Annotated in this window: 21 protein-coding genes and 1 pseudogene; 7 read left to right on the top strand and 15 right to left on the bottom strand. The window is 45.9% G+C overall.

Features of this window, described 5'->3' with window-relative positions:
- Positions 1 to 138: 138 nt before the first annotated feature.
- The 7 genes from LIN78_RS05220 to LIN78_RS05190 all read right to left on the bottom strand — a co-directional run bounded on the left by LIN78_RS05220 (position 139) and on the right by LIN78_RS05190 (position 9,080).
- On the bottom strand, positions 139 to 1,125 hold the full coding sequence (locus LIN78_RS05220; RefSeq protein WP_227179200.1) for a response regulator: 987 nt from the start codon (positions 1,123 to 1,125) through the stop codon (positions 139 to 141).
- 25 nt (positions 1,126 to 1,150) lie between these two features.
- Complete coding sequence (locus LIN78_RS05215; RefSeq protein ID WP_227179198.1) at positions 1,151 to 4,429, bottom strand: MHYT domain-containing protein; 3,279 nt, start codon at positions 4,427 to 4,429, stop codon at positions 1,151 to 1,153.
- Between the two features lie 235 nt (positions 4,430 to 4,664).
- A complete protein-coding gene (gene yiaY / locus LIN78_RS05210; protein ID WP_227179196.1) occupies positions 4,665 to 5,816 on the bottom strand; it encodes an L-threonine dehydrogenase in 1,152 nt (383 codons plus the stop codon).
- Positions 5,817 to 5,961: 145 nt separating this feature from the next.
- The gene (locus tag LIN78_RS05205) at positions 5,962 to 6,252 is read right to left on the bottom strand and encodes a hypothetical protein (protein ID WP_227179193.1); all 291 of its coding nucleotides are present in this window, start codon (positions 6,250 to 6,252) and stop codon (positions 5,962 to 5,964) included.
- Positions 6,253 to 6,354: 102 nt separating this feature from the next.
- Positions 6,355 to 6,702: a cupin domain-containing protein gene (locus LIN78_RS05200; RefSeq protein WP_227179191.1), complete on the bottom strand. Its 348-nt coding sequence runs from the start codon at positions 6,700 to 6,702 to the stop codon at positions 6,355 to 6,357.
- Between the two features lie 98 nt (positions 6,703 to 6,800).
- Positions 6,801 to 8,201 carry an NAD(P)/FAD-dependent oxidoreductase gene (locus tag LIN78_RS05195; protein WP_227179189.1) on the bottom strand — a complete coding sequence of 467 codons (1,401 nt, stop codon included), beginning with the start codon at positions 8,199 to 8,201 and terminating at the stop codon, positions 6,801 to 6,803.
- 51 nt (positions 8,202 to 8,252) lie between these two features.
- Entirely contained in the window at positions 8,253 to 9,080 is an 828-nt protein-coding gene (locus LIN78_RS05190) for an AraC family transcriptional regulator (RefSeq protein ID WP_227179187.1), read from the bottom strand.
- A gap of 112 nt (positions 9,081 to 9,192) precedes the next feature.
- On the opposite strand from LIN78_RS05190, the gene LIN78_RS05185 reads away from it, so the two are divergent.
- The 6 genes from LIN78_RS05185 (at position 9,193) to LIN78_RS05160 (ending at position 13,337) form a co-directional block, all read left to right on the top strand.
- Entirely contained in the window at positions 9,193 to 9,747 is a 555-nt protein-coding gene (locus LIN78_RS05185; protein WP_227179185.1) for a GbsR/MarR family transcriptional regulator, read from the top strand.
- A 41-nt stretch (positions 9,748 to 9,788) separates the two neighbouring features.
- Positions 9,789 to 10,229 carry a thiol-disulfide oxidoreductase DCC family protein gene (locus LIN78_RS05180; protein ID WP_227179182.1) on the top strand — a complete coding sequence of 147 codons (441 nt, stop codon included), beginning with the start codon at positions 9,789 to 9,791 and terminating at the stop codon, positions 10,227 to 10,229.
- A 53-nt stretch (positions 10,230 to 10,282) separates the two neighbouring features.
- On the top strand, positions 10,283 to 11,548 hold the full coding sequence (locus tag LIN78_RS05175) for an SDR family oxidoreductase (RefSeq protein ID WP_227179181.1): 1,266 nt from the start codon (positions 10,283 to 10,285) through the stop codon (positions 11,546 to 11,548).
- A gap of 109 nt (positions 11,549 to 11,657) precedes the next feature.
- On the top strand, positions 11,658 to 12,125 hold the full coding sequence (locus LIN78_RS05170; RefSeq protein ID WP_227179178.1) for a DUF2269 family protein: 468 nt from the start codon (positions 11,658 to 11,660) through the stop codon (positions 12,123 to 12,125).
- Positions 12,126 to 12,287: 162 nt separating this feature from the next.
- Positions 12,288 to 12,614: a DUF2834 domain-containing protein gene (locus LIN78_RS05165; protein ID WP_227179176.1), complete on the top strand. Its 327-nt coding sequence runs from the start codon at positions 12,288 to 12,290 to the stop codon at positions 12,612 to 12,614.
- 27 nt (positions 12,615 to 12,641) lie between these two features.
- The gene (locus tag LIN78_RS05160; RefSeq protein ID WP_227179174.1) at positions 12,642 to 13,337 is read left to right on the top strand and encodes a hypothetical protein; all 696 of its coding nucleotides are present in this window, start codon (positions 12,642 to 12,644) and stop codon (positions 13,335 to 13,337) included.
- 149 nt (positions 13,338 to 13,486) lie between these two features.
- On the opposite strand, the gene LIN78_RS05155 is transcribed toward LIN78_RS05160, so the two are convergent.
- The 5 genes from LIN78_RS05155 to LIN78_RS05135 form a co-directional block, all read right to left on the bottom strand.
- Positions 13,487 to 13,957: a DUF6911 family protein gene (locus LIN78_RS05155; protein WP_227179171.1), complete on the bottom strand. Its 471-nt coding sequence runs from the start codon at positions 13,955 to 13,957 to the stop codon at positions 13,487 to 13,489.
- Positions 13,958 to 14,093: 136 nt separating this feature from the next.
- Positions 14,094 to 14,948, bottom strand: coding sequence for a hypothetical protein (locus tag LIN78_RS05150; RefSeq protein WP_227179169.1), 855 nt, complete (start codon positions 14,946 to 14,948; stop codon positions 14,094 to 14,096).
- Between the two features lie 245 nt (positions 14,949 to 15,193).
- Positions 15,194 to 15,700 (bottom strand): hypothetical protein, encoded by a 507-nt coding sequence (locus LIN78_RS05145; protein WP_227179167.1) that lies wholly within the window; start codon positions 15,698 to 15,700, stop codon positions 15,194 to 15,196.
- A gap of 303 nt (positions 15,701 to 16,003) precedes the next feature.
- Positions 16,004 to 16,369, bottom strand: a complete 366-nt coding sequence (locus LIN78_RS05140; RefSeq protein WP_227179165.1) for a hypothetical protein — start codon at positions 16,367 to 16,369, stop codon at positions 16,004 to 16,006.
- A gap of 136 nt (positions 16,370 to 16,505) precedes the next feature.
- The gene (locus LIN78_RS05135) at positions 16,506 to 16,901 is read right to left on the bottom strand and encodes a hypothetical protein (protein ID WP_227179162.1); all 396 of its coding nucleotides are present in this window, start codon (positions 16,899 to 16,901) and stop codon (positions 16,506 to 16,508) included.
- A 145-nt stretch (positions 16,902 to 17,046) separates the two neighbouring features.
- Here LIN78_RS05135 and LIN78_RS05130 point away from each other — a divergent pair.
- Positions 17,047 to 17,589 (top strand): annotated as a pseudogene (locus LIN78_RS05130) (RNA 2'-phosphotransferase).
- On the opposite strand, the gene LIN78_RS05125 reads toward LIN78_RS05130, so the two are convergent.
- The 3 genes from LIN78_RS05125 to LIN78_RS05115 form a co-directional block, all read right to left on the bottom strand.
- Positions 17,586 to 18,017 (bottom strand): hypothetical protein, encoded by a 432-nt coding sequence (locus LIN78_RS05125; protein ID WP_227179160.1) that lies wholly within the window; start codon positions 18,015 to 18,017, stop codon positions 17,586 to 17,588. The pseudogene LIN78_RS05130 and the gene LIN78_RS05125 sit on opposite strands and share 4 nt — an antisense overlap.
- A 136-nt stretch (positions 18,018 to 18,153) precedes the next feature.
- Positions 18,154 to 18,582 (bottom strand): hypothetical protein, encoded by a 429-nt coding sequence (locus tag LIN78_RS05120; protein WP_227179158.1) that lies wholly within the window; start codon positions 18,580 to 18,582, stop codon positions 18,154 to 18,156.
- 58 nt (positions 18,583 to 18,640) lie between these two features.
- Positions 18,641 to 19,033, bottom strand: coding sequence for a hypothetical protein (locus tag LIN78_RS05115; RefSeq protein ID WP_227179156.1), 393 nt, complete (start codon positions 19,031 to 19,033; stop codon positions 18,641 to 18,643).
- Positions 19,034 to 19,047: the final 14 nt, after the last annotated feature.

Raw genomic sequence — 19,047 nt, 5'->3', positions numbered from 1 at the left:
AAAATATGAGGGGGTAGCTAGCGTTGAAGGTTAGCAACCATTACCGCTTGCAGGGCTATGTGATCCTATTTTCAGCATAGCAGCAGTTTTGCAGGTTGCTAACCAAGTCTTAACATTTCTTAGCAAACAATTGTTAAATTAGTCTGCCCATTTCGCTCGAATGGCGATGAGCTTTGGTTTTAGCTCAATAAAGAGGCTAACTAGTGCCGGGTCAAAGTGCTTACCGGCTTCTGTTTGAATGTGGCTTAGTGCTTCATCTACTGTCCAAGCACCTTTATAGGGGCGCACGCTGGTCAGTGCATCAAATACATCGGCAATGGCAACGATTCTGGCAGATAAGGGGATGTCTTCCCCTTTCAATTGATGCGGGTAGCCGTTGCCATCCCAACGTTCATGGTGATATTTAGCAATGGTGCTGGCGGTTTGTAGCAGTGAAGACGTGTCATCCCCTAAAATCGTGGCGCCAATATCCACGTGGGTTTGCATAATCTGCCATTCTGTAGGATCAAGCTTGCCTGGTTTTTGCAAAATGGCATCGGGGATCCCGATTTTGCCAATATCGTGCATTGGGGCGGCATCGAGTAATTCATCAGCGTATTGTTGGCTACAGCCTGCCGCAAGGGCTAATTCTTTGGCAAAGTAACTCATCCGGATGACGTGCATACCGGTTTCGTTATCTTTAAACTCGGCCGCTCGGCCTAGGCGCTGAATAATTTGTAAGCGCGTTTCTTTTAGGGTTTCGATGTGTACGAGCGATAGGTGGTTTTTGACCCGTGCTTGCACAATCGGTGGGCTGACGGGTTTGGTGATGTAGTCTACCGCGCCACTTTCAAAGCCTTGCGCTTCGTTGGCGGTATCGGTGAGCGCTGTCACAAAAATAATGGGAATATGGGCAGTACGTAGATTCGATTTGAGCGTTTTACATACTTCTAGCCCGGTCATTCCTGGCATCATGACGTCTAACAAAATGAGATCGGGTAAATCATTGGTGGCGATGGCAATGGCTTTTTCACCATCCCGCGCAAACTTTAGTTGATACTGATCTTGCAAGATGTGTCGCAACACTTGCAAGTTGGCGGGCTCATCATCGACCAGTAACAAGGTGGGTTGGACGGTTTCATTCATCGTATTACTTTCTGCAAATTGGGGGCTACTGGATTGCTTTTAGACAAGTAGCGAGCAGTTTGTCGATCTCTGCTTCTGCCTCGTCAAACTCAAAGCAATCTAAAAATTCGGTGACTGTGCGTAAGGCACTTTCTGGTAATTGGCTTTGCAATTGGCTGAGTGCGGCATCGTCAATGGTGGCTTTTTTGCAGGCCGCTTTCAACGCAAGTAGGCTTTCTTGACATGCTTTTACATCGATCTGCGGCGTAATGGCGCTGGTGTTTTCCATTTCTGGCGCGGGCACAATGTTTTGCACCATTTGTATGGCCTCTTCTAGTTGTAGCACACCATCTGCCACCTTGAGTTTGCCGTGCTCTATTTCGCCAGCGATATTGCCAACTACTTGTAAACCAAGATTGGTCGCGACGCCTTTAATTTTGTGCGCCAAGGCGGGTTGGTCTTCTGGTGCTGCCGACAATATTTTTTGTGAGTAACCGCTGTAATCGGCCAAAAACTTGTGAATCATTTTGATCAGCAATTGACGATCCCCCCAGCGTGCCGTGGCACTATCCCAATCAATCACTTGAATCGTGTTGCTTGCAGAAGGAGAAAGTACTGTGCTATCTGCCGATTTATCATTCGGGAGTAGAGACAACACTTTTGCCATTTCTTTTTGCAGTAATGGGAAATCGATAGGCTTGGTCGCAAAACCATTCATCCCCGCATTAATCGCATCTTGCCTATCTTTGGGTAACACACTCGCCGTCAGCGCAATAATCGGAATGCCTTCTCTTCCAATAGACGTTTCCCATTTTCGGATGTACTGGGTAGCGGTAAGGCCATCCATCTCTGGCATCTGAACATCCATTAAAATGATGTCGAAGTTGCCTTTTTGGTACTGGGCAATCGCTTCTTTCCCATTCCTTGCTTTGGTCACTTGGTGACCATCTTTGCTTAATAGCAGGCTTAGTAATTCTAGATTTTCCGGCACATCGTCTACAGCCAAAATACCTAAACAAGGCAGGTGGGTTTTTTCAACCTGATGCCAACTCGCACCTTGTTTTGCCACTGGTAGAGGCAAGCGGATGGTAAAGCAACTACCTTTGCCCATCTCACTGGTGACGTCAATGGTACCGTTCATTAGCGTAATCAGCTGATGGGCAATGGTTGTGCCTAAGCCCGTACCACCAAAGCGTCTGGCCATGGAGGCATCTGCTTGGGTAAATGGGCTAAAAATTCGTTCTAACCGTTCTTCTGGAATACCAATCCCGGTATCAGTAATGGCAAATTCAAAGTATTCTGGTTGGTGTTTTACCGATAAGGTCACACTGCCTTTTTCTGTGAATTTAATCGCATTTCCAAGCAAGTTGGTGATGATTTGCCGAATTCTGAGCGCATCACCATGAATCGAGGGGGGCGTTGCATCGTCATACTGAAGGTGCAAGGCGATTCCTTTGTTATTCGCTTGTAAGGCATAGGTGCTGATTAAATTGTTACACATGTCGTATAACGAGAAATCATCCGGGTCTAGTTCGACTGCGCCACGTTCTAGTTTGGCGGTGTCTAAAATATCATTGAGTAGGCCGAGTAAGGATTTTGCGGCGTGGCTAACGGTATTTAGCTGACTTCGCTGGGTGTTAGATAGTTCACTCTGTAGTAAGACATCAGTAAACCCAATAATGGCATTCATTGGGGTACGGATTTCATGGCTCATGTTGGCCAAGAACATGCCTTTTGCGGCGGATGCTTGTTCGGCCCGGTCTCTGGCATCAATCAGATCTCTTTCCATTTCTTTGCGAAGAGATAGATCAATTGCCAATTTCACCACTTTCCATGGCTTGCCGTCGCTATTCAAAATTGGGTTGTAAGCAGCCTGAATCCAGACCTCGCGCGCATCTTTTGCTAAGCGACAAAACTCACGGCTTTGGAAATGTCCATCGTTTAAGGCTTGCCAAAAATCGAGATACCCTTGGCTTTCTGCTTCGCCTGGGTGGCAAAGCATACGGTGATGCCGGTGACGAAGCTCTTCTAGGGTGTAACCCATCATGGTTAAGAAGTTTTCGTTGGCATCTAGTAAATAGCCATTCATATCAAACTCGGCCACTGCTAGGGCTTGCCGCATGGCGAACACAATCCCTTCGTGTTCAGCTGCGCGAAGTTTGCTCTCGGTAATATCAATCATGACGCCATCAATCCAAATGGGTTGGTGTTTTTCGTTATATACCCCACTTGCACTTTCCGAGATCCAGCGTTCACCGCCATTGGCGTGAATAATGCGATATTCCACTACGTAAGATCGATGAGCGGCTAAGGCGTCGTTGACGGTTTGGCGAACTCTTTGAATATCATCCGGGTGGATAATCGAGATGATGGATAGATCGCGTCTAATAAAACGGCGCTTATCGTGACCGGTGACTTGGGTAATGGCATCGCTGGCAAAGATCATGAACCAGTCGCCGACCGCTTCACAGCGATAAGCAACTCCCGGGATATTAGCAATTAGGGTACGGTACTGTTGTTCTCTATCACTTAATTCTTGCTTCATTAGGCGTGAGCGATAGAGCGCAATGCCTGAAAGTATCACAATCCCAACAATTAGGGCAGCGCACGCGATAATTAAAGCGAGTTCTAAGTGATGTTCGATGGTGTGATAATCGATATTACTGGGTTTTCCGATAAACCTTGCCCCATACATGCTGGCATAGTGCATGCCAGAAATGGCCAGTCCAAGGGTGATTCCACTTACCCAAATAGATTGTTTAGCAGAGATACGTCCCTTATTGACGAGATCAAACCGCACCCAGACGGCTAACACTGCCAGCGAAACGGCAATCACCAGCGATAAAAAAAACCAAGTAGGATCGTAGCGGAGAAGCGGGGCGGTTTGAATGGCAGACATCCCCACATAGTGCATGGTGCCAATACCGGCACCGATCAATACGCCCCCAATCACCAACTGCGTAAGGGTTGGGTTTTTCTTCGCGAGTAAATGCAGCGCAATGGTAGAAGCGAAAAAGGCGGGAAGCACAGACAATAGTGTTGTATCGAGTTGATAACTCACCTCTGCACAAAAATCCATCGATAATAAGCCGATGAAGTGCATCGCCCAAATGCCAACCCCCAGTGAACAAGAACCACCAAAAATGGCTATCTGCTGGGTCAGCAAAGAGGAACGGTTGTGCTGGCTAATCCCTACGGTATACATGCCCAAGACGGCACTGCAAATCGCCACTGCCACAGAGATCAATACAATCAATAGATTGTAGCTAATCGGCAGAACCAGAATACTTGGCGTCGGGGATGTAACAAAAAACTGATCTAACATGGCGTTTTCCTATCACCATGGGTGGGTCTAAATGGTTGGCAGAAAAAGAGACTATTTCAGACGCAACCAGGTGGGATGCAACAGGTGGGACGTTGAGGTAGCTGAACGGACCTACTTCATCATAGCAAACGTATGTTGTCAGTAGATGGAGATCAAAAGAAAAATGCCCCTCGATTGGGAGGGGCAAAGCGGGTGAATGGGCTTCACCCGGCGGGGAAGGTTATTTGCAAACTGCTTACATCGCGGTTTGGAAAATCGCCTCAATATCTGCTTGCGTTGCACGACGTGGATTGGTTAAACCGCAGGCGTCTTTTAGTGCGTTTGTGGCTAGTACAGGGATATCTTCCACTTTTACATTCAGCGCAGTTAAACCAGCAGGGATACCGACATCTGCCGCTAATTGGCGAATTGCTGCAATGGCAGCTTGTGCACCGGCTTCCGCCGTGAGCCCATCAACATTCACCCCCAATGCTTTGCCGACACGCGCTAAACGTGGGGCTGACGTTTCTGCATTAAATGCTTGTACATGCGGTAATAGCACGGCATTACATACACCGTGTGGTAGATCATAGAATCCACCCAATTGGTGAGCCATGGCATGTACGAAGCCAAGGGATGCATTGTTAAACGCCATCCCTGCCAAGAACTGTGCGTAAGCCATTTGCTCACGCGCTTCCATATCGTCGCCTTGTTTCACCGCACGACGTAGAAAACCACTAATCAGTTCGATGGCCTGTAGCGCACACGCATCTGTAATCGGGGTCGCGGCTGTCGACACATAAGCTTCTACGGCGTGGGTTAGCGCATCCATCCCGGTCGCTGCGGTTAAACCAGCAGGCATGCCTACCATAAGTGCTGGGTCATTTACAGACAAAATCGGGGTGGTGTTACGATCGACAATGGCCATTTTTACGTGGCGTACTTCATCCGTAATAATGCAGAAGCGGGTCATTTCACTCGCGGTACCGGCGGTGGTGTTAATCGCGACGAGTGGTAATTGTGGTTTGGTAGAACGATCTACCCCTTCGTAATCAGCAATGGCGCCGCCGTTGGTTGCGCACAGGGCAATGCCTTTGGCGCAATCATGAGGAGAGCCTCCACCCAAAGAAATCACGAAATCACATTGGTTGGCTTTTAGCACCGCCAAACCAGCTTCTACGTTACCCACGGTTGGGTTTGGTTTTGCACCATCAAAAATCACAGAATTCACGCCGGCTTTGTCTAGTAAGCCGCTAACGTGTGCTGCCACGCCAATTTTATTGAGTACCGCATCGGTAACGATCAGCGCGTGTTTGAAACCTAAAGATTGGATAGATTTAATTGCTTCTTCTAGACAGCCTGCGCCCATTAGGTTTACCGCAGGGATGAAGAATGTAGTTGCAGCCATTATTGTTCTCCTTATTTGTATGAGGGGCTTGTGACACAAATCCACTCTACGCCTAGTAATTCGATGTCATATCGATCTAGATCAAAGAATAATTACTTAGTGTGTTAAATAAAGTGAAGAAACGGGAATGGCTAAACGGGTTAGATCAGCGAAATAACCAATAGAGGAGGGGTAGACCTAGGGTGGCAACGCCAGTAAAGACTTGTAGGATTAAGTTTTGGGTGAAGCTACGAATAAAAACAAGCGCAGCAATAAACCCCAGCATCAAAAAAATGAAGGAAACTAAAAAGACTGATGGGCCTTCAATCACAATGATGGAGTGACAACGGCTAATGCAATGCTGTAGTTGTCCTGCCCACAAAAAGTACCAGCCACTCGCAGTCCAAAAGACGGACATTGCTAAAAACGCGACTCTGGCAAAAATAGAGGTTGGCATGTTTGGCAAACTATTTTCAAGAGTGCCGAGGGTAAAACGGATTGACTAACGGGTCAATCCCGTTAGCCAAATACTGACAATTTGTGGTGTTTATCAGGAAAATTACTTAAAGATAAGCACATAGCTTTTGCGAACAGGGGTGTGAATATCCCACACGCCTTTGCAATTGGCAGGGAACATGAGTGCGTCTCCGGCTTTAATTTCAATTGGTTCGCCGCCTTCAGGGGTAAAGGTGCAGCTACCTTCAATAAAGTGGCAAAACTCTTGCTGCATGATCTGACGCACCCAGCGGCCTGGCGTGCAAGACCAAACGCCAGTTTCTACGCCATCAGACCTTTCTACCGATTGGGTGGCTACTGTAGAAACAACCTCACCCAATGGTACTGCTACTTGCGCCGTTTCTGGTAAATCTAGAGTGGCTGTTGCTTTGAAATGGGTAATTTGGCTCATACATGTTTTCCTAAATTCAGTTTTTCAATTGGTTTTTCAATTAGTTTTTCAATGCACATCATCAAATAGTGGTTGCATCTAGTGCTGGCCAACTTGCCTTAACACATTAGGCTTTCCATTTTTCCGGCAATGGCCAAGGCCAATTTGCGTCGCCAAGCAGGTGCATGTGGGTTAGCGAGGGTTTGATCTTCATGCACAAAGCTACGAATAATGCTGTTGTAGCCCAGCCAGCGCAGGGGTTCTGGTTCCCAACGCGATAGTCGATACACGCTACCTTCTTTTCTCACCCACGGTTGGCGAGTTAAGTTGGTTTGTTTGCCTAAAATCAGATCGGCCAAGGTGCGGCCACCCAAGTTGGTCGCCGCCACGCCTTCACCACCATATCCACCAGACAAGGCCAGCTGGTGCTGTCTATCTAACAACATGTGCGGCATAAAGCGGCGGGCCATGCCTAAATTTCCGCCCCAACGGTGGGTGATATTGGCTTTTTTCAGTACAGGGAACATTTCGCCCATCAGGTATTGGCGAAGCTCAGTTTCTGCGGTGGTTAGATGAAAATCGGTGCGCAATTTTCCGCCAAACTGATACCCGCCGCGCGCACCAAAAATCATCCGGTCGTCTGCCGAGCGTTGGCCATAGGTTACTTGTCGGCTACTTTCCGAAAAAGCCTGCCCACGGTTTAAACCAATCTGATCCCACACGCTGGCAGAGAGTGGCTCGGTTGCAATCATTAAGCTTTGTACCGGTAATTGGTAACGATCAAACGGTGCAAGGGTAGCGGCATAGCCTTCAATGGCAGGCACAACCCAATCGGCGGTCACTTTGGCTTGCGGTGTGGTCACCACGCCCGGTTGCCAATCGGTGACGGGGGATTTTTCATAAATCGGTACCCCCAGTGCTTCCACGACACGGGCGAGTGCACGCACTAGCTTTGCAGGTTGGATGGTCGCCAAATTGGGGGAGAAAACCGCGCCATATGCTCGGTCGACGATTAATTGTTCGGCGAGTTCGGAAGGGTTTAGCCAGTAATAATCGGCTTCGGTATAACCGAGGGAATGCAGGTTGGCTAACCAACTGCGCATGCGTTTCTCTTGTTCTGGATAACGAGCCGCCGCATAAATCACACCGCCTTTACGGAAATCACAGGCGATGTTTTCCTTTTGAATCACACGGCCCACTTCATCGGGCAGACCTTGCAGAATATGGTGCATATCGGCGCGGGCATCTGCGCCTAGTTTGGCCAAAATGCGTTCTTCACCCAGTAAGCCGCCAATCACCCAGCCACCATTTCGTCCAGAAGCACCAAAGCCAGCGACTTCAGCTTCAACCATCACCACTTTTAAATCCGGAGATTGCTGCTTTAGGTAGTACGCTGTCCACAAGCCGGTGTAACCCGCGCCAATAATCACGACATCAGCCGTGATGTCGCTCGTGAGCGTTGCGCGTGGGGTTAGTGGCTCATCTAATTGGGTCATCCAAAAGCTGATCTGTGATTTCATCGGCGTATCCTGCGTGTTCATCATTGATCGGCATCTTAGAGTTAACGCGGCTTACTTGTCCTCCTTGCGTGTCCGCACGGAATACTGCTGCATCCATGCCGTTGGCGTCTGGCCGGTATGCTTACGAAAACAAGTATAAAAAACCGATAAAGAACGAAAGCCCGCATCAAATGCAAGGCGATCGATACTGGCGGTTGGTAGCGTGGCAAGTAAATCAAGCACATGGCGAAGCCTCGCTTGATTGACGTATTGGTAGAACGTTTGGCCGAAGACTTGGTTTAGCAAATAAGACAGCTGGTTTCGGGTATAACCCGTTGCATCTGCCAAGGTCTGCAACCGAAATTCCGGGTCGAGATAGGGTTGCTGCTTGCTAAGATAATCTTCCACCGTTTGCGCCATAAAGGCTAACAAGCGCGGGTTTAAACCAAGGCGAGCTAAGGGTTGGCGCGTTTGTTGGTCTGCCGTTTGTGGTGGATGGTTTTCGTGCACTAGGGTGGCGTATTCCCGCACTCGCCAGATCTTCTCCGCTTTTACGGTAATGGCTTCGCTACTTCTTAATGCAAATAACCCTTTATCTCCCGCCACACAAATGCGGTACTGAATAAACGCCGTATCGCCATCTACCCGAATACGATCATCGTGAACTAAAGACGTGCCAGGCACAGAAGGCATTAGCTGCAATGCGTACTCTCGCAAATCGGGCAAATGCAAGATGCGGTTCTGGTAATAATCTTCGTAAGTAACGTCTGGATGATACAGCGCCATCACCGCCTCAATGTCGCGCGCTTTCCACGCCAAGTGGTAACGCAGCACAGTCGTGCGGGTAGATTCGGTTTGCGCCAGATCCTCTGGCGGAAATAGGTAAGGGGAAATATCCATTTAAATAATATGCCGGAAAGCCGTTTATCCGGTCAACGAAATGAAAGTCTTGACAGAAAATAGATGTTAATTCTATTATTTCTGTAACGACAGAAATAACGGAAATACAATCATGAAACTCTCTCCCACCATGCAAAAATATGTTCTCCATTGGGGTGAGATGGGCACGCGCTGGGGGGTCAACCGCACGGTTGCTCAACTACATGCCTTGTTATATCTCAGTAATCAGCCTTTGCATGCTGAAGAGCTGCAAGAAACACTGGGTGTGGCTCGTTCCAATATTAGTAACAGCCTAAAAGAATTGCAAAGCTGGGGGCTAGTGAAAGTGGTGCATGTAATTGGGGATAGGAGAGACCACTTTGTCGCCTTGCAAGATGTATGGGAAATTTTCCGGGTCATTATGGAAGAGCGCAAAAAACGCGAAATTGACCCGACGCTAACCATCATGCGCGAATGCGTCATGGACGCAGAAAAAGATGAAGACCTTGGCGCTGAAACTCGGCAGAAAATGGAAAACGTCCTGCAATTCTTAGAAATGCTGACGAACGCCTATGAAGATTTTCGCCATATACCGCCGTCTCGCCTACAACGGCTGATCCAAATGGGCGGCAAGGTAGTGCGCTTTCTGGGCGGTGGCAAAGCCAGTAAAACATCCGTTACCGATTAAACCGATTTGATTGAATACCTAGCGAACAGGGAGTATCCGCCATGCGCACCCCACAACTGACGCTTTATTATGATTCGAACTGCCCACTGTGTGATCTGGAAATTCAACGTCTATCTAAATGGGACAAACAGCAATGTCTCGCCTATATTGACATTATGGCCCCAGATTTTAAGAACGATCTGCCGGGTGTAAGCTTTGCTGATTTAGATGCCGCCATTCATAGCCGCACTGCCGATGGAAAAGTATTGGTCGGGATAGATACCTTTATTCTGGCCTATACCTTGGTTGGCAAGCGCTGGTTGGTATCGCCTCTCACGGTGCAATGGCTACGCCCATTTTGGCTGGCGGCTTATCGCTGGTTTGCAAAAAATCGCAACCCACTGTCTAGATTACTAGGATATCGACAAGTGCCCGTTTGTGACGGCAACGTCTGCGAAAAGAAAACGATTTGGGGATGGTCTACTCGCGGTAATCCACACTAATAATCGCGATAGCACCTATCCACCACAGCTAAGCAGGAAAAAGGGAGAAGCACATGCATGTATTGATTTTGGGCGCATCCGGCATGATTGGCCGCGAGATCACTACACAATTGGCCAGAGAAGGCTGCGAGATTACCGGCGTGGGAAGACGCAAGCCAAATCAAACCGATGCAAGCCACTGGCAAACGATCGATTTTCACCAAATGGCAGACTCCGCCAATTGGCTACCGCTTTTAAAAGGGGTGGATGCGGTAGTGAACTGTGTCGGGATTATCCGGGAAAATGAACCCGGCGAATTTGATTTGCTTCACCGCGCCGTGCCTGTTGCCTTATTTTCTGCATGCGAGCAAGCCGGGGTGAAACGTGTGATTCAAGTCTCTGCCCAAGGCAGCCATGAAAAAGCAATTACCCCCTATTGGCGCACCAAAGGGCAAACCGAAGCCGACCTGAAATCCCGCCAACTTCACGCGACAATTTTGCGGCCCTCACTCGTCTACGGGCGGGAAGGGGCGAGTAGTGTGATTTTCCGCACCATGGCAACCTTGCCCATTGCCGCCATGCCGTTAGCAAACCGTTCATTAGTTCAGCCAATTCATGTAGAAGATTTGGCCCGAGTAGTCGTGCGTCTACTCGTCTATAAAGTGAATGCCCCAGAAACCCTTGCGACGGTCGGCCCACGGCAAATGACCATGGCCGAGTATTTGGCAGATTTACGCGCCGGCATGAAAGCATTACCCGCATGGATAATGGATTTACCCGATGGCATTGCCCAAATGATGGCAAAAGTTGGCGAAATGATTCCCGGTAATGCATTTACACCAGACGCACTCGCCATGCTGACGATCTGCCAAAAAGACCCCAAAATGGACACCCAATCGGTCAGCAAAGTATTGGGCTATTCGCCAAGAGACCCCAAACGGTTTGCCGAACCAACCGATAAGCCCGCTGCCATGATGGCATGGGCAGCACCAGCGCTAACTATCCTCATTGCGCTGTTGTGGATTTGGACGGGCATGACTTCTCTTTGGTTTTGGCCGCAATCAGAGAGTTTGGCGTGGTTAGCCGCATGCGGCATTTCGCAGCCCCTCCAACCATACGCCTTATTAGGTGCGGGGTTGTTAGATATAGGGATTGGGGTGGCCTTACTGGCCAAACCGAACAAAACGCTTTGGTTAGTGCAAATATTGCTAGTGCTGCTCTACACCCTATTACTTAGCATTTGTTTGCCGCAATTTTGGTTACACCCCTTTGGACCATTAAGTAAGAACCTACCTATCTTACTCATGATGTTCTTCCTATGGCGTAACGCCAAACCATAACACAACCCCGAGCTTTGGCTTTCCTCCTCCGCTAGCAAAACCTAGCGGCAGGGGAGAACATTGCCCATCCAAACACATCGCATCCCACCCCATCAAAAAGAAGAACACCATGGATTATCTAACCACCAAATGGCTGCATATTCTCTCTGCTACCTTTATGTTCGGTACTGGCTTTGGCACCGCGTTTTATCTCTTTTTTGCCGGGCGAAGCAAAAACGTGCAAGCCATCGCCGTGGTCGCCAAATGGGTGGTTAAAGCCGATACATGGTTCACCACGCCTAGCGTCATCATCCAACCACTTTCCGGCTTTTGGATGATTCATCTAGCGGGTTATCCGCTTACCTCTGGTTGGATAATCTGGAGTCTAGGCTTATATGCGATGGCCGGCATATGTTGGCTGCCTGTATTGTGGTTGCAACTAAAAATGCGTGATATGGCCATCGCCGCCGCCCATCAGCAAGCGATAACATTACCAGACCGTTACTGGCAGTTTGAAAGGTACTGGACCTTACTAGGCATCCCCGCTTTTGGTGGTTTAGTGGTGGTGTATTGGTTAATGGTAAATAAACCATTCTAAGGTTTGAAAATGCCCATGACATTATCTACAATCCATGCGAGATGGCGGACTTTAGCAAACCACTGACGAACTGTTCCACGTGAAACGCAAACGGTTGAGCAAATTGTTTTAATGATCGTGAAAACCGCTTTATGCTTCTTTCATTTATAAAGAATTCACTCAATGCGAATCAAACTCTACGCATTTCTCTGTGTCCTCGGCGCATTGCTACCCTTGTGCTCATTTGTTCCATGGGTGTTAGTGCATGGATTCGATTTTTTCTTATTGATACAAGCGGCATTTAATACGCCAATCTCTGCTTTTGCTTGGATAGATGTACTGGCTTCTGCTGCCACGCTAATCCTGTTTATTTTTTGGGAAAGCAAACGGATTGGTCTGCCTAGACCATGGATTGCCTTATGTGGATTGGCAATTGGCGTCTCTCTTGCCCTGCCACTCTTTTTGCTGCTAAGAGAAAAGCACCTTATTCAATTATCAAACAAAGGCTAAGCCTTCTTTTTGACCATTAGGATGTTCATGAAATTCAACTTCAAAAAATCACAGTTTCTTTTTCTTGCTGCTGGCCTCGTCGCACAAATGGCGTATGCCATTGGGCCAGGGACGTATGTTACAGAAAGGGGCTGGGGGCTACTCACTGTATCGAATAAACAAACCTTTGAAATTAGTGCAATAGGTGCAAATGGACACTCTTGCAATCTAGGTGGCAAAGTAAAGGGCAGTAAAGGCATCGTTGACGCAGAGACGCCTGATGAACGTTGCGAAGTGAGTTTTACCCCAAAAGGAAAAGGCTTTGCGGTGGATTCAACGGTAGATAGTTGCCGAGAATACTGCGGCATGCGCGCAGGCTTTGAAGGGGACTACTTTCCACAGCCAACCGAATGCGCGGGTGCTGCAACCAAGGCCGCCAAAAATGGCTTTATTCAACAATACAAAGCCAAGCAATACGCAGGTGCCTACCAGCAGCTAAGCAAGTATCAACAAAATTGCGGCAAATATATGGATTGGTTAGAAACAGATCAGGTAGCCAATGACTTAGCCATTACCGCCTACCACCAAGGCGATAAGGCGCTATGCTTGAAACACCTCAAAACGACGATGGGGTGGGGGATTGCCAACCTAGCGGCGCTAGAAGAAGAGCTACCGCCAACAGATTTTATTTCCTACAAAGGCATTGCCAAGGCCACATGGTATAACCGCAAGCTGTGTGAGTAGTAAAGGAAGTAGGGGCTGCAAAAACGGCCGAGTGCGATTGGGTTTGAAGGCTAATCAGGAAAGTAAGTCCTGATTAGCCACTGACCATGTTCACCAAAATCTGTGTCCATTCTCTATGTATTGACGTGTGGATTCATTACACAGGGTCACTACCTTGGCATTGGATTCCACTGTGTTCGAAAATGCGAGAACAGTTCCTCGGTGAGTTTGCCCTGTTCGAATAACGCACGAGGATACTGCTTGATCACCGCCAGATCAGTACATACCATTCGTGTATCGGTCTCATCATCACGGATGAGGGTTATTCCCGTGAATTCCCCTGCTTGTGGATTCCACCACTCTAAAAGTTCATTCTTTGGGTCTTCATCTCTAGTAATGGCAAGTATCCTGCATTTACCCACTTCAAAGTCTATACTGATCTTTTTAATGTAGGCGTCTTCTGGGCTCAACACCTCTAGCCAAGCAAAGCCGCCGTATTGGTAGGCTTCATTTATGGCGAGCTCAATGTCTTCCCAAAATGGCATTCTCCATCTCACGAAACTAGACGGTTTCCCCGATTCGTTATCTGAAGTAAGTTTTAAAAGATGAGCTTCTTCTTCGTTCATTTCATCAAATAGCATGTAAATATCCCAAAATCGGTCATGTAATTGCGCTAATTAAAGTGATGCATAGAGTGAGACGCTGGCAGCCAAGAGATTCATGGCGTTTAAACCTTCACCTACAGACAGGCCGCTATTTCTTGTTATACCGATCAACCTACAACAACTCGCTAAAGGGTAAGAAGTCAAATCGTGTGGGATTTCCCTCTAGCGTATGGGCACAATAGGCATCCATCGCAGGGCCGACCGCATCCGCAGGGATGTACCGGATATTGCCGGTATCTCCATCATGCAAGTGATAAACCACCTTGTCTGTGCGAGCATCGTTAAAGAAGAATTGATCCCCATCACGGCCATTTATCCCAAAGGGACGGGTATCTAGAAAGCATCTCAAACTGCACCATTTATAGGGTGTTTGCTGCGCTACCGATGTCATCGTATAAACATCGGGGATTTTTGCCTGAATACGGCGTATATCAGACTCATATATGGATTTTTCTGTGGTGAAGCTTCCCAAAATATATTCAACCGAGCAGCAGCTACTTTCAGGGTGACCAATGAGCTGACGGAAATCTGACCCAGGTCGAAGTTGAGTAATACTCCATCCAAAGCCGGCACGCAGCCAAGCATTAAATAAAACATCCGGAAAATTGAATGAATTATCGTTCAAGTTATTCTTGAATGTTAGTTTTGGCCATAGGCTAATGGTTTGGTTGTTTATTACAAAAAACAAACAACAGTCAAAATCATCTTTTTCGGCCCAAGGAGTTGGAATAGCCGAATACCATTGCACACCTAAATACAGCTTTGGTTTTTGTGCTTTAATTAGCGCATAGCTTTTTGGTTGCAAATCTTTTAAATAATTAAATGCTATTTCAAAGTTACTTCCTAAGAAATCGACGATAGAATGCAATCCTAGCTTTCCAAGCTCCCCCAGGGTTTGAGTATCAATTTGCTCTTTTTCATCATATATGAAATCCATATTTTCTTTTTTTATTTCACGAATATTCATTATTTCAACTTAGTTTAAGTATTGCCAATACTTGTGCAGACCAATATCTAGAAACAGGTGGTCAATAACAATTTCAATTAAATTCACTCAATTTTTTTGTTTTTGATGTGTCCAATCTAATGCCAATTCATCAGTAACCACTTTTGTTGCATACAACCAGACATACTGACCGCGAATCATTGTTGTCGATCTTGTTGGCTATCTCAGTCTCAGCCGACTGCAAATTTCCTATTCATTACAACCCCTTATCCCTTCGCACAACGTGCCCAAAAGGGCTCACCTTCTAACAAGTCATATTCCTCAACTGGCCGGGATTCTTCCACCATAAACCAAGCTGATTCTGTCCGCGTAATTTTCACTGGCTGGTAAATATTCCAAGATTTTAAAAAGAGTTTTGCAGACTCAACACAATGCGCAAAGTGCTGAAAGTAGGTTTGAAATACCTCTCCCAAATTCGATTGAGTTGGATCAAGCCAGGTTCTACGCCTGTCTCCGACCAAGTCCATGTTCCAGTTCACCTCGGAACTTGGACGCGCCAGAAATTTGCTTTTTACTTCCATCATCAAGACCATCGCTTCATCTAAGTCTTCAAAGCGGAGGTATCGACGATAGAGCCGATCCAACAAAAGTGCCCAGTTTTTTTCAGGGTCTTTTTTAGCTACAAAAAAGTCTACGCATTCAAAAAATAGTTTTACGTCTGAGATGCTTCCCAGCTCGCAAATTGAACCGCCCCCACAAAATCCAATGTTCATGATGCTCACCGCTTGAATGAAATTAAAGTTGGACTTATCGCACCGTTTGTCCAGCGTCTTTGGACAGCCTTATCCCTGTACCTCCTATCACCCATTTCGGCGCGAATCATGGTGAGTATCCTTGCTTGTTGATGCGCAATTCATCGATTAGTACAAAGGCATAATTGTAACGGGTTTAGCGTTGCGTAGGTGAATTTAGGAAGAGGTAGGCGACGCTGGGGATTGTTGACGTGAATTCGAGATCGATGAGGGGCTACTTGGCCGTTCAAATACTCAACCGAAGGAACGAGTGTGAGTTATCTGTTACTCTAATTGATATTGTTGAATCAATTGTTCTATATGTGTCGCAGCTTCTGGATGCAACCGGGCATACTTTCGCATGGCTTTTAAGACATAGCGTTTCACAGTGGCCTCATCGTACTCCCCATACTGAGTTTCAACACCGGTAATAAAGGTTTCGTACTCGGCCGAATACATCGTACGGCCAGCATCATCGGTAAAACGGCTGATGTGCCAAGCAGGATCACCACCGGCACCTCCAAAATTAAAAACACTATCTATATAATAGTCAATTTGGGCTCTATCTGTTGCAGGAAAAGCAAATACGATACAGTAGATTAAAGGATAATGTGATTCAGACTCGGCATCTTCAAAGGATAAATACGACATATTATTATTCCGAAGGAAAAGCTGTGGGCACGTATATCGTACCTTTGAAAGTACTAATGGGAACTTTAAATTTAATACCATTTACCTACTGTGGTAGGCGTTTCCCTTTCGCGGATACATCTGAGCCAACTATTCACTAAAAATAATTGTTATAGTCGTACATATACGTATCAAATTCATCTAGACTCCAAATGTGTCCATCTAATCTATCAACCATAATGACTCCACCCGTTTTCTCTTCATTTATAGAGAATGCGGAAAATTTCCAAACAATGGGATTGCTATTGTCGACGAGGTTTGAATCCAAATTAACGACTAAGCCATTCTCTTTGGCGTGCATTTTTGCAATATCAAAAGCATTTTCTTTTGATAAATAATGATCAGTTTTGTAATTAACAGGAACACTATAGACTGATACCCCCTGTTTTTTAAGTAGATTAATCATAGGAATTAACTTTACTCTATTAACAGAAATCCCTACGTAGCCATGATATTCAAGATCATTTCTATAAGAAAAACTATTATCTAACAAACTAAGAAATCTAAGACTATTCGATTTCGTGGGGGTTACCAAAAAAATGTCACAAAAGCTGTCCATCGACAATCTCACTTTACTTTGATAATAACGGCCTTGCCAGTTATTGAGTTACTAAAATTATTCACAGGAACAGAATAAGATGAACCAGTCTCTGGTTGAAACAAGTAAATTATTAAGTTTCATTCTTCGCCACAAGCCAGAAGCCTTTGGTATTACGCTAGATAAGGAAGGATGGGCATAAATTGAATCACTGATTGCAGCGACAGCCAATACAGATCAATCCCTTGACCATGAACTGATCAATAAAGTGGTGATCACAAGTGATAAGAAGCGGTTTGCAATTTCCGAAGACGGTTTAAGAATACGTGCTCTACAAGGCCACTCTACAGATCAGGTGGACATTGCTTATACGGAAAAGGTGCCCCCATCTGTGTTGTATCATGGTACTGCCACGCGTTTTCTGGATGCCATCCATCGTGATGGATTATTACCGGGCTCGCGCCAATATGTACATTTATCAAATGACAGAACAACTGCGCTTGCGGTTGGTCGGCGGCATGGGCAGCCTGTCGTGATAGAAGTAGACGCCCTAGCGATGTATCAGCAGGGCTTCAAGTTTTTTCAGGCGGATAACGGTGTTTGGTTAGTCGAGCACGTTCCTTTTCGCTTCATCAACATTTAGTCTGCTTCGTCTTCAATTTCTCTTAGATAAAGTAAATGCTGATCGGACTCTTTTTTTGCGTCAGCGAGCCAAGCTAAAAAATTGGGGTAACTCAGGTTGTCCCAAGGTGTATCTTTGGGGCTGCCATAATCATAGATTCGGACGATAGGATCGCCTGATAGGTCAGACCCGTCAAAGCAAGCTAAAACAACATATCCATCATTACAGAAGCCTGTTTCATCACAAATCATTGCGAATGGGATGAGCGGCGCATTTTTAAACTTTAACAGCATTGAACTATAATACATTAATGAGTTTGGCATATCTAACGCAAGTGGCGCCCAAGGGTCCAGTTTTGGCCATGCATCATTAAGTAACATGTGCTCGTAAGCCTCAGGAAAACGAAATTCAGTTGGAATAATTGGGGTGTTGAAAAAAAATGGTTTCATTTGTGTGCTTGTAATGATGTGGATATGAGCGCTTTTAGCATGAGTTTACTCTTCTGAACCCTGCATACTTTTTCGTCTGAATCTATAAAGTAAAACGCCTGCATGGTTTGTAAAGCAGAACACTGAAAGATAGTACTTAAACAAACTTGAGAATTTTTAGATCATGTTTGAAAGTTTGAGCCTCCTCTTTCGGTACTTCGGCCAGAAGCGCATCCAGCCCATGCTCTTCTATGCAATCAAAAATAATCTGCCTTTGTTGGATCACCCATTCCGCGTGCCACCCACCAGACAAAACCAAGAGAATGACTTGCCACATCAAGTTTTCAATTGGGCGCTCAAATCCATCTTCAAACTGATAAATCACGTAGCCCATGATTTGCTCATGAGGCCAGCCATTCATCACCGCATGGTCTCTACATCCATCAAAGTAATTCTCCAGAGCCCATGATTTTAGGGTCTCATAGGTTTTTCTCTCTTCATGCAACATAATCAAAGCATTTTCTTGGTTGGTAAGACTAACGGTAGATTTACCTAATATACCGAATGGCAAGATAAGTAAGTTCAATAATCACAGTCAGTGCTCGTTAGAAAACTTAAAATAAGCTGGTTTAGAGACTTATTTTTTATTTAAAATAATAGTAATTATTACCGCCATCATCCCATTCATCAGGAAAAGGAGATGTATTTATCTTGCCACCTTCTATTTTATAAAAAGAATCATTAGGCAATCCCGGAATATAGCAATCTATTTTTTTCAACAAAGCGGCGGTAATCAGTTGATTTGTCATCATCTCTTTTTCTAATTCATACCTGTATAGCTTTACTAATTGCTCAACATTTCCCGATACATCAACAACAACACAAAGACATTTTTTATCGGGTATAGAATTTTTGTATTTATAAAATTCATCTTCATTAAAAATGTCAATATCTAATATGTCACAAGATAATGCATTCGATAAAAAATATTGTATATCGGTATTAGATAGCTTATGAATAAGGAAAAAATCTATCATATAAGTACATTTGT

Origin of the sequence: Leeia speluncae, assembly GCF_020564625.1 — a bacterium.
Lineage (GTDB): Bacteria > Pseudomonadota > Gammaproteobacteria > Burkholderiales > Leeiaceae > Leeia > Leeia speluncae.
Note: the sequence above shows the minus strand (reverse complement) of the source record. Positions and strands in the feature narration are given on the sequence as shown.

What these genes read in the sequence shown, in the direction of transcription:
- LIN78_RS05220 (WP_227179200.1), bottom strand. Translation starts at nt 1,125, where the DNA reads ATGAATGAAACCGTCCAACCCACCTTGTTACTGGTCGATGATGAGCCC.
- LIN78_RS05215 (WP_227179198.1), bottom strand. Translation starts at nt 4,429, where the DNA reads ATGTTAGATCAGTTTTTTGTTACATCCCCGACGCCAAGTATTCTGGTT.
- yiaY (WP_227179196.1), bottom strand. Translation starts at nt 5,816, where the DNA reads ATGGCTGCAACTACATTCTTCATCCCTGCGGTAAACCTAATGGGCGCA.
- LIN78_RS05205 (WP_227179193.1), bottom strand. Translation starts at nt 6,252, where the DNA reads ATGCCAACCTCTATTTTTGCCAGAGTCGCGTTTTTAGCAATGTCCGTC.
- LIN78_RS05200 (WP_227179191.1), bottom strand. Translation starts at nt 6,702, where the DNA reads ATGAGCCAAATTACCCATTTCAAAGCAACAGCCACTCTAGATTTACCA.
- LIN78_RS05195 (WP_227179189.1), bottom strand. Translation starts at nt 8,201, where the DNA reads ATGAAATCACAGATCAGCTTTTGGATGACCCAATTAGATGAGCCACTA.
- LIN78_RS05190 (WP_227179187.1), bottom strand. Translation starts at nt 9,080, where the DNA reads ATGGATATTTCCCCTTACCTATTTCCGCCAGAGGATCTGGCGCAAACC.
- LIN78_RS05185 (WP_227179185.1), top strand. Translation starts at nt 9,193, where the DNA reads ATGAAACTCTCTCCCACCATGCAAAAATATGTTCTCCATTGGGGTGAG.
- LIN78_RS05180 (WP_227179182.1), top strand. Translation starts at nt 9,789, where the DNA reads ATGCGCACCCCACAACTGACGCTTTATTATGATTCGAACTGCCCACTG.
- LIN78_RS05175 (WP_227179181.1), top strand. Translation starts at nt 10,283, where the DNA reads ATGCATGTATTGATTTTGGGCGCATCCGGCATGATTGGCCGCGAGATC.
- LIN78_RS05170 (WP_227179178.1), top strand. Translation starts at nt 11,658, where the DNA reads ATGGATTATCTAACCACCAAATGGCTGCATATTCTCTCTGCTACCTTT.
- LIN78_RS05165 (WP_227179176.1), top strand. Translation starts at nt 12,288, where the DNA reads ATGCGAATCAAACTCTACGCATTTCTCTGTGTCCTCGGCGCATTGCTA.
- LIN78_RS05160 (WP_227179174.1), top strand. Translation starts at nt 12,642, where the DNA reads ATGAAATTCAACTTCAAAAAATCACAGTTTCTTTTTCTTGCTGCTGGC.
- LIN78_RS05155 (WP_227179171.1), bottom strand. Translation starts at nt 13,957, where the DNA reads ATGCTATTTGATGAAATGAACGAAGAAGAAGCTCATCTTTTAAAACTT.
- LIN78_RS05150 (WP_227179169.1), bottom strand. Translation starts at nt 14,948, where the DNA reads ATGAATATTCGTGAAATAAAAAAAGAAAATATGGATTTCATATATGAT.
- LIN78_RS05145 (WP_227179167.1), bottom strand. Translation starts at nt 15,700, where the DNA reads ATGAACATTGGATTTTGTGGGGGCGGTTCAATTTGCGAGCTGGGAAGC.
- LIN78_RS05140 (WP_227179165.1), bottom strand. Translation starts at nt 16,369, where the DNA reads ATGTCGTATTTATCCTTTGAAGATGCCGAGTCTGAATCACATTATCCT.
- LIN78_RS05125 (WP_227179160.1), bottom strand. Translation starts at nt 18,017, where the DNA reads ATGAAACCATTTTTTTTCAACACCCCAATTATTCCAACTGAATTTCGT.
- LIN78_RS05115 (WP_227179156.1), bottom strand. Translation starts at nt 19,033, where the DNA reads ATGATAGATTTTTTCCTTATTCATAAGCTATCTAATACCGATATACAA.